This is a genomic window from Gilliamella sp. B2923 (assembly GCF_026536565.1).
Lineage (GTDB): Bacteria > Pseudomonadota > Gammaproteobacteria > Enterobacterales > Orbaceae > Gilliamella.
In genome coordinates, this window is sequence record NZ_JAFNNZ010000001.1 from 513,093 (window position 1) to 526,072 (window position 12,980).

A 12,980-nucleotide genomic window follows, 5' to 3' on the forward strand; every position below is an offset into this window, starting at 1 on the left:
CGACTAACTCATACCATATTGTTTCAATTTTTTACGTAAAGTACCACGGTTGATACCAAGCATATTGGCAGCTCGGGTTTGATTGCCACGTGTGTATTGCATAACCATATCAAGGAATGGGTGTTCAACTTCCGCTAGCACTAATTCATATAGATCAGTAGGATCTTCACCATTTAATTGAGATAAATAGTTTTTCAAAGCTTGTTTTACTGAATCTCGCAAAGGTTTTTGTGTTATTTGGTCTTGAGAGTTTACAGTTGTAAATTTAAGTGCTGCAGCTGTAACGCGTTGTTCTGACATAGTATTTTTAACTCTTTTGTTTGTTTCTAATTTGACTAAAAAATGCTTTTAGTGTAGCTACTTGCTCACTTGTATTGCTAAGTACACTAAATAAGCGCCTGAATTGATCGCTATCAGCATAATTCTTGGTATACCAATTTACATGCTTTCTGGCAATCCGTAATCCTTTGTATTCTCCGTAAAACTGATAAAGATCTTCAAGATGTGTTAATACAATCTGTTCTACTTCTTCAATCGTTTTATCTTTTTGTAACTGTCCATGTGTTAAATAGAATGCAATTTCTTCAAATATCCAAGGTCGCCCCTGTGCCGCTCGGCCGATCATTATAGCATCAGCTTGCGTATATTTAAAAACTTCTTTTGCTTGTTCGGGAGTACAAATATCACCATTAGCAATGACAGGAATCGTTACATTTTCTTTCACTGCTTTAATAGATTCATATTCTGCCACTCCATTGAACAAACAAGCACGTGTTCTGCCATGAATAGTAATAGCCTTTACGCCACAATCCTGGGCAATTTGTGCGATTTCAATGCAATTTCTATGATTTTTATCCCATCCAGTCCGAGTTTTTAAAGTTACTGGTACATCGACTGCACCAACAACTTTTTGCAAAATCGTTTTAATTAGTGCCGGATTCTGCATTAATGCAGAACCTGCTAATTTTTTATTTACTTTTTTAGCCGGGCACCCCATATTGATATCAATAAGTTGTGCGCCATGTTTGACATTAAATTCTGCTGCTCTTGCCATTTCGTCAGGATCTGAACCGACAATTTGAACAGCCCTTATCCCAACATCATCCGATGAAATCATGCGTAATGAAGATTTATCTGTATGCCAAACATCAGAATTTGCCAAAAACATTTCTGACACGGTCATGCCAGCACCAAATCGATAACACAAATTACGAAATGGTCTATCGCTGACTCCGGCCATTGGTGCGGCAATTAAATTATTCTTTAATGTCACATCACCAATACTTAGCAAATTAAAGCGGGCTATATTACGCATTTTTTTTCGAAGATAAAAGGGGATAATGTCAAATTTTTACTTTTTTTTACCAGTTATTCGACACCACTCTTCTTGTTCAACAATCGGATCAAGTTCAAAGTGGGCTTGATAGTGGTCATAAACGCTTTGGGATTGTGATTCTAAAATACCAGATAAACCTAAATTTCCGCTTGATTTCACAAGCTTGCTAATATTTGGCTCCAATTCCTTGAGCGGTCCAGCTAAGATGTTAGCAACAACGACATCAGCTTGTAAATTGTCGGGTATATCTTTAGCTAAATAGAGCTCCAATTGCTCACTGACATTATTGCGCATTGCATTGTCACGGCTTGCTTGTATTGCTTGTGGATCAATGTCAATACCAATTACCCGTTTGGCGCCTAATTTGAGCGCTGCAATTGCTAAAATACCAGATCCACAGCCATAATCAATCACTATTTTATCGGTCAGATCTAAACTATCTAGCCAAGTTAAACATAACGCCGTAGTTGGATGTGTGCCGGTGCCAAAAGCTAAGCCGGGATCAAGCATGACATTTACGGCATTAACATCGGGCACTTCGCGCCAACTAGGGCAAATCCATAAACGCTTGCCAAATTGCATTGGATGAAAGTTATCCATCCATTCACGTTCCCAATCTTTATCCTCTAGCTGTTCAATTTTATAGGAGAATTGCGCTAGATTTAACATTGCTTTTAACTCTTCAATATCTGTTTGCGCATCATATAAACCAACGACATCGGTATTTCCCCAAAGTTTGGTTTCACCGGGTAGCGGCTCAAATACCGGGGTGTCATAAGTATCTTGAAACGTGACAGATACAGCCCCTGATTCTTCCAATTGTTCGCTAATGCTTTCTGCTAAGTCGTTTGTAGTATTAATTCTCAGTTGAATCCAAGGCATAATTTTTTCCTGTGTTACCAAACTTGTTGGCAATAATAAAGGTTATCAATCCAATTATTAAAGATGGCACAATTGGATGAAAAGAGTAAATTTTAATATCATAAGCGGCAAGTAGCGTATAACTTATCGCACCGGCAAACATTGAGCAAAGTGCACCGGTTGCGTTGGCTTTTTTCCAATACAGTCCTAAAACTAAAGGCCATAAAAATACGGCTTCAAGCCCACCAAACGCTAATAAATTTAGCCATATTATCATTTCTGGCGGTTTCCAAGCTGCTAAAATCAGTAGTCCGCCAAAAATAAATGTAATTGCAATTGAGATGTGAGTTAGCACCTTATCACTACAGTTGGTATTTGGTTTAATACTTAAAAACAGATCTTTAATAATAACAGAAGATATTTGCAATAGTTGAGCATTAATGGTCGACATTATTGCTGCAAGCGGTGCAGCCAAAAAGATCCCTGCCGCAAGTGGCGGTAACACGTTGATGATCAATGTCGGTACAATTTGATCCGGAATGGTTAAATCACTAATAATTGCCCGCCCAAGCGCACCGGATAGATGCATGGTTAACATAATAATAGTGACCACAATTGTGCCGATAATAATACCTTGATGCACTGCTTTGCTATCTTTATATGCCATACAACGCACAGCGGTATGCGGTAAGCCAACTACACCAAAACAGACTAATACCCAAAACGAGGTCATAAAAGGGAAGTCCATAAAATGATTTGGACCTTCCGGCGTTAATAAGGCTGGATCAATTTCATATAAACGCTCAACAATAGCGGTGATACCACCGCCGGCATAGATGATGGCTATCAACAGTAAAATAGCGCCAATAATCATCACTAAACCTTGAAAAGCATCGTTTAAGATACTGGCTCTAAATCCACCAAACGCCGTATAAATGACCGTACCTATGCCGAAAATTAATAATCCAATGTCGTAGGGGATCCCAACTGAGGATTGAAGTAAGCGAGCTCCGCCGACAAATTGCACAGTCATTGCGCCAACAAATGCAACCACGAGTGCAATACTTGCAAACCAAACAATCATTTTGCTTTTATAATGTGCATAGAGCATGTCACTTAACGTAATGGCATTATATTTACGCGCTAAAATAGCAAATTTTTTGCCCAATATACCAAGCGAAAGCAAGACCGTTGGCACTTGAATCATGGATAAAAGCACCCAGCCAAGACCATATTTATAAGCCGCACCAGGGCCACCTATAAATGAACTGGCACTGATATAAGTGGCCGCTAGCGTCATGGCTAGCAAAAAACCGCCCATGGTTCGGTTACCAATAAAATAATCGGTAAATTGATTAACTTTTTTCCTTTTTGTGTAAGCATAAATTGAAAGTGCAAATACAAAAATAAGATAGATAACCAGAGGAAGAATAATATCTAAATGCATTGTTTAATCACTTAGTTTGTTCCAGAGAGATATTTTTAAATTGAGATTTTACAATAATAAAGCACAATAAAATAAAACCAACAGGTGCCAATATACACGATAATTCAAACCATAATGGCAGACCTAATAAGCCCATTTTATCCTTAACGCAGTAAGCGCCAACACTCCATGCAATAAGATAGAAAATAGTTAATAGCAATGAAAGTTTTGCTTCTTTATTTGCTTGCTTATAACGTGTATCCATATTTAAGTTTTGGCCTATTCATTTTGGGTGGCTTAGAGTAAAAGAAAGTATTTAACTTAGCAAGTATATTGCAACTTATGCAACATAATATTCTAAATATATCAATTTTCGCAATTATAAATTTACTATATAGTGTAAAAAAATCGATTACCTGTTATTCAACTCATGGAGAGTATAATGTCAAACTATTTTAATACCTTAAATTTACGTGAAAAATTAGATCAATTAGGTCAATGTCGTTTTATGGCTCGTGATGAATTTGCATCAGAAGCTGATTTTTTAAAAGGCAAAAAAATTGTTATTGTTGGTTGTGGTGCGCAAGGTCTGAATCAAGGGCTTAACATGCGTGATTCAGGATTAGACATCTCTTATGCATTACGTAAAGAAGCAATTGCTGAAAAACGAGCATCTTGGAAAAAAGCGACCGAGAATGGCTTTAAAGTGGGCAGTTATGAAGAGTTAATTCCAACAGCCGATCTGGTTATCAATTTAACACCGGATAAACAACATTCAGCTGTGGTACAAGCGGTACAACCACTTATGAAACAAGGTGCCGCATTAGGCTATTCGCATGGTTTTAATATTGTCGAAGTGGGCGAAAAAATTCGTTCTGATATTACGGTTGTTATGGTGGCACCAAAATGCCCGGGAACTGAAGTCCGTGAAGAGTATAAACGTGGCTTTGGCGTACCAACTTTGATCGCTGTGCATCCGGAAAATGATCCAAAAGGTGAAGGTTTAGCGATCGCCAAAGCTTGGGCTGCGGCAACCGGTGGGCATCGTGCTGGTGTTTTACAATCTTCTTTTGTTGCTGAAGTTAAATCAGATCTAATGGGTGAACAAACCATACTTTGTGGAATGTTGCAAACCGGATCTTTACTTTGCTTTGATAAGCTTGTTGCTGAAGGTGTTGATCCAGCTTATGCATGTAAATTATTACAATTTGGCTGGGAAACAATAACTGAAGCATTAAAACAAGGTGGCATCACGCTAATGATGGATCGTTTATCTAATCCTGCTAAGTTACGTGCCAATGTTTTGGCTAAAGAATTAAAAATTGTAATGACCGATCTTTATCGTAAACATATGGATGATATTATTTCAGGCGAATTTTCATCAACTATGATGAAAGACTGGGCTAATGATGATGCAAATCTATTAAAATGGCGTAAAGAAACTGGGGAAACCGCATTTGAAAAAGCCGCTGAATATCAAGGTAAAATTGATGAACAAGCTTATTTTGATCAAGGTGTTGTTATGGTCGCAATGGTTAAGGCTGGTGTAGAACTTGCTTTTGAAACTATGCTTGAATCCGGTATCTTACCAGAATCGGCTTATTATGAATCATTACATGAGTTACCATTGATCGCAAATACCATTGCCCGTAAACGTTTATACGAAATGAATGTGGTAATCTCAGACACTGCTGAATATGGTAACTACCTATTTTCAAATGCAGCCGTGCCGTTATTGAAAGAAAAATTCATGCCACTTTTACAAGCTGGTGATTTAGGTAAAGCGATCCCGGAAGGCAGCGTAGATAATGCCTTATTACGTGATGTTAATGATGAGATCCGCAACCATCCAATTGAGATCATCGGGCGCAAATTACGTAGCTATATGACTGATATGAAACGTATTAATGTTGCAAGTTAATTAATTTACTTTTCACTGTATAAGGCGCTTAATGGCGCCTTTTTTTATGTCTAAAAATGCTTGTCAAGAACTTTCAGAAAATATAGGTGTTTAAGTATAAAAAAGAATGATCTAAGTTGGATCCAAGATCCAATTTTAGATCCAACTTAGATCATTTGGATCCTGTTAAAATTTAATTAAAACTTTTATAAATTAAATAATTAAAATTTTTTTATTTTAATTTTATATTTATTTTTTTTAATATTTATGTTATCTTTTGCCTAATTTTAATGCAACTTAACAGGGAAACATGTCAATGAAAATGACTTTTCGACCAACAGATAGTTGGCGTTGGTTTTTTGATAGCGAATATGATAGCTTGATGCTTGAAGTTTCGTCTGATATGTTATTCCGTTCCTGCTATTCCAGTAAAATGTTGATACCCGACGTTTTTACTGAATTTTCGTTTTCGGTAGGTGATGCTACGGCTTATTATCTATTTTATGATAGTTGCCAATCTTTAGCTTTAAGTGACTCTCAAAAAATTGAATTATCAATCAATGCAATCGTAGCTTCAAATTTTTTAAAACCACAAATGCCTAAGAGTTGGTATTTTTCTCAGCAACCTATGCTGTATAATCCGAAAGTTGCTGATATTGTTGAAGTAAACTTGCAAGAATCAGGTCAACGAGTATGTTTATTGGTTGTTGAAGCTGGAGAAAGTGCATCGCTTTGCATTATTGCGCAACCTACGTTCATTGCTATGAACAAAACCTTCTATTTTTCAGAAGCAATTAAGGTGATGAATGATAGATTAGCTTTAGCTAAGTCATTCATAAAAACAGAAAACGCCATAGCTTTGGATGATGAGCAGTTTAAATTAAAAGCTATTTCTTAATTAACCTAGTTTAAAATGGGTAGTTTACTACCCATTTACCCTTTAAAACTTATCTTTTATTGTTTAATACATGATAAAAGGATTTTTATCCGACGTTAGCTGTAAACCTATTTTTGCATCAATAAGACCTTGATCTGCTGCTTTTTGTAAATAATCCCTTCCAGCTTCCCACAAGTCTAAATGTTGAGTAAACATCCAACCGACTATGGATTGAGCATTCATATCATTATTTTTCTATTCTATAGTGATATCACCTCTTGGAACACAACTACAGGCTAAAATATGTTTATTTTGTTTAATCGCTGATTGAGTTAAAGGTTTTACATTCCCTTTTGTTAATAATACTGAGCAACGACCACATACACCAGCCCGACAAGAGTTAGGAATTGAAATATTATGTTGTTCAAGTTGTTCTAAAATTGTTTGCTGATTATTACCTTTAATTTTTTTATCTTGGAAAGTAATTGTACAAGGTTGATAGTCTTTTATTGATTCTTTAGGAAAGTTTTTAATATAGTTTTTAGCTGGTTGGCGTTCAAGTACCTCAATTTTATCACCAATCGATACAGTACCCTGATTTCGAGCAATCATATTCATACCAAAATCGATCTGCCCTTGATCATCAGATCGAAAATAACGCAAAGTATTAAGCGGCTCATTGTTGGCAAGCGGTTTAGCGGAATTGACATTGATCGTAGTTAACACACAGCGAGTGCAGGGCTTTACAATATCAAAAATCACTTCGCCAATTTTGATCGTTTTCCAGCCGTCTTCGGCAAAAGGTAGTGCGTCTTTGATAATGATATTTGCCCGAAATTGGCGAATATCTAATTTTTCCGGACACTGCTTTTGAAGATAATTAAAAGATGCTTCATTTAATAATAGATAAGGGTAGCCGTCAGCAAAACTTACCGGCACATCTTGATAGCGCTTGGTTCTGCGTGATAATTGTCGCCCAACCCAACGAAGTTGTACATCTTTGTGTAGCAATTGGCTAAAAAATTGATTTACACTAATTGGTGCTATATGTGAAGTGAAATGATTACCCCAAACTTCTGTAGGTTCATTGCTTTTAGAAAATTCATCGAAATTAATCGTGATTGATTCATCGTACGGTGTTGAAACAACGATATTGTTATTAACAATAGCTGTTTTTAGTTTTAAAAGCTCAGGAAATTGTCTTGCAGTAATAAATGTTCCGTCAGGTTCACTAATCATCAATACACGATCGAAGTTAAATCCCCCTTCAACGACATTCGATGTATTTAGGGGAATACCTGCAAGCGATTTAATAGGATAGATAAATAGTTGACTGACAGCGCTCATAATAAATAAAGTGATGAGTAACGATGATCTTAATTGTAAACCGAATTCATTTTAATTTATAGGCAGTAGATAATACGCCCATAAATAATTGAATAACTACCTAGCAAGATCGTCTAAAACTTATCCCTAATTTTCATCGATTAAATGGTTAATATATTAAAGTATTTGAGTATAGCTAATTTCTAAAATAAAAAAATAAGCTTTGCCATTAGGTGTCATTACTGATATTTCATCATCAACTTTATGACCAATTAACGCTCTGGCAACAGGACTATTAATTGAAATCCAATTTTTTTTAGGATCAAATTCATCGGCTCCCACAATACGGTAAATTTGCGTGTTACCCGATTCATCTTCCAACTTTACCCATGCACCAAAAAAGACTTTGCCTTCTTGTCTTGGATCCGGATCGACAATAGTCAATATCTCTAAACGCTTAGTTAAAAATCTTACTCGTCTGTCAATTTCACGTAATCGTCGTTTTCCATAAATATATTCGGCATTTTCGCTACGATCGCCTAGTGCTGCCGCATCAGAAACAGCTTGAGTAACACGCGGTCTTTCTTCTTTCCATAAATATTTCAATTCACGATCGAGTGCCAAGTAGCCCTCTCTTGTTATATAATTAGCTTTTTGCATAATAAGATTACATTCCGTTAATCGACAAAATAAATAGAGATACCATGATAAATAATCAAATAAGTCATATTATAGCGGGTGAACTGACTGTAAAACCAGAACAAGTTTTATCAGCCATTCAATTATTAGATGAGGGAAGCACTGTTCCTTTTATTGCACGTTATCGTAAAGAAGTAACCGGTGGGTTAGATGATACCCAATTACGTACTTTAGACAGTCGGTTAGGTTATTTGCGAGAGCTTGAAGATCGTAAACAAACCATATTAAAGTCAATTGAGGAGCAAGGAAAACTCACCCCAGAACTGAGTCAAAAAATTACCCAAACACTGAGTAAAACTGAACTTGAAGATCTTTATTTACCTTATAAGCCTAAACGCCGAACACGTGGGCAAATTGCAATTGAAGCGGGACTTGAACCTTTAGCAAATACTTTATGGGAAAATCCGTCACTTGATCCTGATAGTGAAGCGGTAAACTTTTTAAATACGGATAAAGGAATCGCTGACACGAAAGCGGCCTTAGACGGTGCTCGTTATATTCTTATGGAACGCTTTGCCGAAGATGCAGCGCTGCTTGCTAAAGTGCGGCATTATCTATGGAATAATGCACATTTGGTTTCACAAGTCGTCGCTGGTAAAGAAGAAGAAGGGGCAAAATTCCGTGACTATTTTGCCCAAAGTGAATTGATTTCAAAAGTGCCTTCTCATCGTGCTTTAGCGATGTTTAGAGGGCGTAATGAAGGCTTTTTACAACTTTCACTTAATGCCGATCCGCAATTTGAAGAAACGCCAAAAGAGAGCTACTGCGAACAAATTATTACTGAGCATTTAGGGATCCATTTCAATGATCAACCAGCAGATAAATGGCGTAAAGCTGTCATAAACTGGACATGGCGTATTAAAATTTTGATGCACATGGAAACAGAATTAATGACTACCTTACGTGAAAATGCTGAGGAAGAAGCTATCAATGTCTTTGCTGCCAATTTACATGATATGTTAATGGCGGCACCAGCGGGTATGAAGGTGACCATGGGCATGGATCCGGGACTGCGTACCGGGGTGAAAATTGCGGTTGTTGATGCAACTGGTAAATTAATTGCCACTGAAACTATCTATCCTCATACCGGACAAGCGGATAAAGCCGCAATGGTTGTTGCAGCGCTCTGTATCAAATATCAAGTAGAATTAGTGGCAATAGGTAATGGTACTGCATCGCGCGAAACAGAACGCTTTTATCTTGATGTGCAAAAAAAATACCCTGAAGTCAAAGGGCAAAAAGTCATAGTCAGTGAAGCTGGCGCTTCGGTTTATTCTGCATCCGAACTTGCTGCGCAAGAGTTTCCTGATCTGGATGTATCGCTTCGTGGTGCAGTATCGATTGCTCGTCGTTTACAAGACCCACTTGCTGAACTGGTTAAAATTGATCCAAAATCTATAGGCGTAGGGCAGTATCAACATGATGTTAGTCAAACTCAATTAGCGAAAAAACTGGATGCAGTGGTCGAAGATTGTGTTAATGCTGTTGGGGTGAATTTGAATACGGCATCGGTTATGTTACTTGCACGTATTGCCGGATTAAATAAAGTCATTGCGCAAAATATTGTTCAATGGCGTGATGAAAATGGTCAATTTGACGATCGTAAACAGCTATTAAAAGTTTCCCGCTTAGGTCCTAAAGCGTTTGAACAATGTGCCGGTTTCTTGCGAATTATGGACGGTAAGAATCCTCTTGATGCATCAGCTGTTCACCCTGAGGCCTACCCGGTGGTTGAGCGAATTTTAGAAAAAAACCATAAATCTTTAAAAGAGATTCTGGGCGATACTCATTACCTTAAATCTTTAAATGCTATTGATTATGTCGATGACCATTTTGGTGTACCGACCGTCACCGATATTATTAAAGAGCTTGATAAACCGGGTCGCGATCCACGACCTGAATTTAAGACAGCTCAGTTTGCCGATGATATTCAAACCATGGAAGATTTAAAAATTGGTATGATTATGGAAGGCGCTGTCACCAATGTCACAAACTTTGGTGCATTTGTTGATATTGGCGTACATCAAGACGGTTTAGTTCATATCTCGGCGCTATCGGATAAATTTGTTGATGATCCAAGAACAGTTGTTAAAGCCGGTGATATTGTTAAAGTGAAAGTGATTGAAGTCGATATTGCCCGCAAACGTATTGCTTTATCGATGCGACTTGATGATCCAACAGCGTCAAAATCTGAAGGGGTTAAACCTAAAATGAACAAATCGGCTAACAATACCAAAAGCGCACAATCTACGTCGATGACAAATAGTGCAATGGGTAATGCTTTTGCTGCTGCCTTTAGAAAAGGAAAATAAAGACGCTAAAATTTACTCTGTAAAACCACAGGGCGGTATTAACCGCCTTATGGTTCAGCGTGAATTTGATAATATTTGAACGAAATTGCTAACTAACAATGTGATGATTAAAAATAAAGCCCGTTAAATAATCTTGTCTAGTTTATTGGCGGTTTTATTAACCAATATTTATATTAATCCAATAAAATTTGAATAAATCTCTATTTAACTATTCCATATTACTCATATTATTATATACTATAAAAAGTTGGTGATTTTAGTTAAACCAACTCAACCTAATCTTCTTTATTTAGCACGCCTTATTTTTGATATTCTTAAATTAGTTTTTTACGACACTGGAATATTACACTGTTTTAACACGACCTAACGGTTGTTGAAAATATTCAATAAGATCAAGCCTTTATATGGATGAAATTTAGCGAGTTTGTCATAGTTTAATTGCTTATAAGCTATTTTTAACAAATTATAAATGTAATCGGTAACAATTTTTATTAATCCCTTGAAAATTGTGTTGTTCACTAAAGCTTCAAGTCAATAATCTTATTCCAACTTACGGAGAAGTTTATGAGTAGAGGAATTAGCATGAATAGTGATATCTCTGTTTCGAAAAAATTTTATTCGATGCAATTAATATTAAATATTGCCGTCTGTTCTTTTTTAGTTTTTTTTTGCCATAGCTCTTTTGCGGGATTATCTGTTGCCGCCACTACTGAGCAATATATTCACGGTAATCCACCTGATGTGCTTCCTAGTGCTGATACAAAAGTTTTAAACGGAATTCAATTCCAACTAAAAATTGACGGCCTTGATCCGGCGATTGTCTCACCGGGTGCTGATGATAAGATCTCTGTTGCCTACAGTAGTTCACCGAGTCTTTATTCATTTAGTATCGATACTTCAAAATTAAATGATAGTGATATCGATGATGTGGATGGCGATAAACTTGCTGCTGTCGATAGTTTTATCATACAAAATATCAATGCAGAATGGCGAGATCAAAATAATAATGTTATTCCTTCTGATTCCACCGCACCGCTGGGTAGTGATGTGTGCACTTCATCTACGGCTAATGCTAAATTATCGCTAAAAATAACGGTTCAATTTATTGCTAAAACCCAGTACGGTGATCCTAACCAATCAGAACCTAGAGAAGTCTCTAAAACATTTCAAGTCAGTGCTGATGATGGTATCTGTTATATTAGGCCTGGTGTATTGGCCCTGATTATGCACAATGGCTGGGATGAAGGGGATAACTATGCTCCTTATGGTGCTGATACGATAGATCTTGATGTTCCTTATAACGTAGACCAATTTACTATGCATAAAGGTTTTAAGGCCACCGCTAAAGATCAAAACGGCAATTACTTCCCAACATATGGTTTCCCGGATGCACGTTTTAGAATTGTGCCGGTAAATCCAATTTCAGATTATAGTTATACCTTGGTTAAAAATCCGAATAATTCACTAATTAGTACTTCTCGTGCTTCAAACGCTGATTCTAAAAGTGAATTTAAATTTACCGAAAATGTACCAGCTAAAGATGATAAATTTGTAATATTAGTTACCAATAATCGAACGTTAGCACAGTTTTATTACACTTTCTCTATAAAACATTGGTTATATTTTACAAATAACTTGGTGGGCAATTGGCAAAGCGCAAATACATATTGTCAAAATAATAATGATAGATTACCAATACGAGCTGAGTTATCAAATTCTCCTTTAGCTACCGTTCCAACAAATAATGATTTCTATTATGTAAAAAATAATGGATATAGAAGAGCAATCGGTGAAGGATTATTGCCAGAATGGGGTAAAGTCTACTTTTATTCGCCACTTGATTATATTGGGCGAGATATGATGTCTGGTGCGCCAAATTTAAGAAGTTTAATCAATTATGATTTCTATTTTACCAGTGAACTATCATCGCTAAAAGATGGATTAGGTAATTATCGATATTACAGTGTAGGGATGGTAGAAGGTAATATTATTGTTGAACCAGATATAGCATATACCTTATGTGTTAAATATTAACGTTGATATACAATTTGCTATTTTTTAAAAAATCAAAACAGATATTAATGATTTATATTAATCTTTGATTTTGCTGTTAATCAAATGAGCAGGTTTTCAACCTGCTCATTTTTATTTCAATAATATCATGGGGTAAAAAATTTAAGCCATTATTTTGGAATTTTTATAATAAGTCTGTTAATGGTTTATTAGGCACACACTCATTAAAA

At 36.4% G+C, this 12,980-nt stretch carries 11 protein-coding genes and 1 pseudogene; 4 read left to right on the plus strand and 8 right to left on the minus strand.

The genetic code is table 11. The features are described from left to right. Positions 1-3: 3 nt before the first annotated feature. From fis to J3U42_RS02265, 5 genes are read right to left on the minus strand one after another with little or no spacing between them, the layout of a single operon-like run. A complete protein-coding gene (fis, locus tag J3U42_RS02245) occupies positions 4-300 on the minus strand; it encodes a DNA-binding transcriptional regulator Fis (RefSeq protein ID WP_034883623.1) in 297 nt (98 codons plus the stop codon). 7 nt (positions 301-307) lie between these two features. Beyond that, positions 308-1,315 (minus strand): tRNA dihydrouridine synthase DusB, encoded by a 1,008-nt coding sequence (gene dusB / locus J3U42_RS02250; protein WP_220217754.1) that lies wholly within the window; start codon positions 1,313-1,315, stop codon positions 308-310. A 36-nt stretch (positions 1,316-1,351) separates the two neighbouring features. Further along, entirely contained in the window at positions 1,352-2,218 is an 867-nt protein-coding gene (prmA, locus tag J3U42_RS02255) for a 50S ribosomal protein L11 methyltransferase (protein WP_220217753.1), read from the minus strand. Next, complete coding sequence (panF, locus tag J3U42_RS02260) at positions 2,193-3,644, minus strand: sodium/pantothenate symporter (RefSeq protein ID WP_267335263.1); 1,452 nt, start codon at positions 3,642-3,644, stop codon at positions 2,193-2,195. The genes prmA and panF overlap by 26 nt, the downstream gene beginning before the upstream one ends. A gap of 7 nt (positions 3,645-3,651) precedes the next feature. Then, complete coding sequence (locus J3U42_RS02265; RefSeq protein ID WP_220217751.1) at positions 3,652-3,888, minus strand: YhdT family protein; 237 nt, start codon at positions 3,886-3,888, stop codon at positions 3,652-3,654. A gap of 177 nt (positions 3,889-4,065) precedes the next feature. Here J3U42_RS02265 and ilvC point away from each other — a divergent pair, with 177 nt between their 5' ends. Together ilvC and J3U42_RS02275 are read left to right on the plus strand one after the other, a co-directional pair. Next, a complete protein-coding gene (gene ilvC, locus J3U42_RS02270) occupies positions 4,066-5,544 on the plus strand; it encodes a ketol-acid reductoisomerase (protein ID WP_220217750.1) in 1,479 nt (492 codons plus the stop codon). A gap of 295 nt (positions 5,545-5,839) precedes the next feature. Continuing rightward, a complete protein-coding gene (locus tag J3U42_RS02275; protein ID WP_220217749.1) occupies positions 5,840-6,421 on the plus strand; it encodes a cell division protein ZapC in 582 nt (193 codons plus the stop codon). A gap of 63 nt (positions 6,422-6,484) precedes the next feature. On the opposite strand, the gene J3U42_RS02280 is transcribed toward J3U42_RS02275, so the two are convergent. From J3U42_RS02280 to greB, 3 genes are all read right to left on the minus strand, one after another. Beyond that, positions 6,485-6,643 carry a hypothetical protein gene (locus J3U42_RS02280; protein ID WP_267329823.1) on the minus strand — a complete coding sequence of 53 codons (159 nt, stop codon included), beginning with the start codon at positions 6,641-6,643 and terminating at the stop codon, positions 6,485-6,487. Positions 6,644-6,655: 12 nt separating this feature from the next. Further along, the gene (locus J3U42_RS02285; protein WP_267335267.1) at positions 6,656-7,747 is read right to left on the minus strand and encodes a YcbX family protein; all 1,092 of its coding nucleotides are present in this window, start codon (positions 7,745-7,747) and stop codon (positions 6,656-6,658) included. A 156-nt stretch (positions 7,748-7,903) separates the two neighbouring features. Then, complete coding sequence (gene greB / locus J3U42_RS02290) at positions 7,904-8,386, minus strand: transcription elongation factor GreB (protein WP_267335269.1); 483 nt, start codon at positions 8,384-8,386, stop codon at positions 7,904-7,906. Between the two features lie 44 nt (positions 8,387-8,430). Here greB and J3U42_RS02295 point away from each other — a divergent pair. Beyond that, positions 8,431-10,599, plus strand: a pseudogene (locus tag J3U42_RS02295) (Tex family protein); the annotation flags it as partial. Between the two features lie 702 nt (positions 10,600-11,301). Beyond that, the gene (locus tag J3U42_RS02300; protein ID WP_267335272.1) at positions 11,302-12,771 is read left to right on the plus strand and encodes a hypothetical protein; all 1,470 of its coding nucleotides are present in this window, start codon (positions 11,302-11,304) and stop codon (positions 12,769-12,771) included. Positions 12,772-12,980 lie beyond the last annotated feature (209 nt).

Bases quoted from the DNA above. Each gene is read 5' to 3' on its own strand.
- fis (WP_034883623.1), bottom strand. From the start codon at position 300: ATGTCAGAACAACGCGTTACAGCTGCAGCACTTAAATTTACAACTGTA.
- dusB (WP_220217754.1), bottom strand. From the start codon at position 1,315: ATGCGTAATATAGCCCGCTTTAATTTGCTAAGTATTGGTGATGTGACA.
- prmA (WP_220217753.1), bottom strand. From the start codon at position 2,218: ATGCCTTGGATTCAACTGAGAATTAATACTACAAACGACTTAGCAGAA.
- panF (WP_267335263.1), bottom strand. From the start codon at position 3,644: ATGCATTTAGATATTATTCTTCCTCTGGTTATCTATCTTATTTTTGTA.
- J3U42_RS02265 (WP_220217751.1), bottom strand. From the start codon at position 3,888: ATGGATACACGTTATAAGCAAGCAAATAAAGAAGCAAAACTTTCATTG.
- ilvC (WP_220217750.1), top strand. From the start codon at position 4,066: ATGTCAAACTATTTTAATACCTTAAATTTACGTGAAAAATTAGATCAA.
- J3U42_RS02275 (WP_220217749.1), top strand. From the start codon at position 5,840: ATGAAAATGACTTTTCGACCAACAGATAGTTGGCGTTGGTTTTTTGAT.
- J3U42_RS02280 (WP_267329823.1), bottom strand. From the start codon at position 6,643: ATGAATGCTCAATCCATAGTCGGTTGGATGTTTACTCAACATTTAGAC.
- J3U42_RS02285 (WP_267335267.1), bottom strand. From the start codon at position 7,747: ATGAGCGCTGTCAGTCAACTATTTATCTATCCTATTAAATCGCTTGCA.
- greB (WP_267335269.1), bottom strand. From the start codon at position 8,386: ATGCAAAAAGCTAATTATATAACAAGAGAGGGCTACTTGGCACTCGAT.
- J3U42_RS02300 (WP_267335272.1), top strand. From the start codon at position 11,302: ATGAGTAGAGGAATTAGCATGAATAGTGATATCTCTGTTTCGAAAAAA.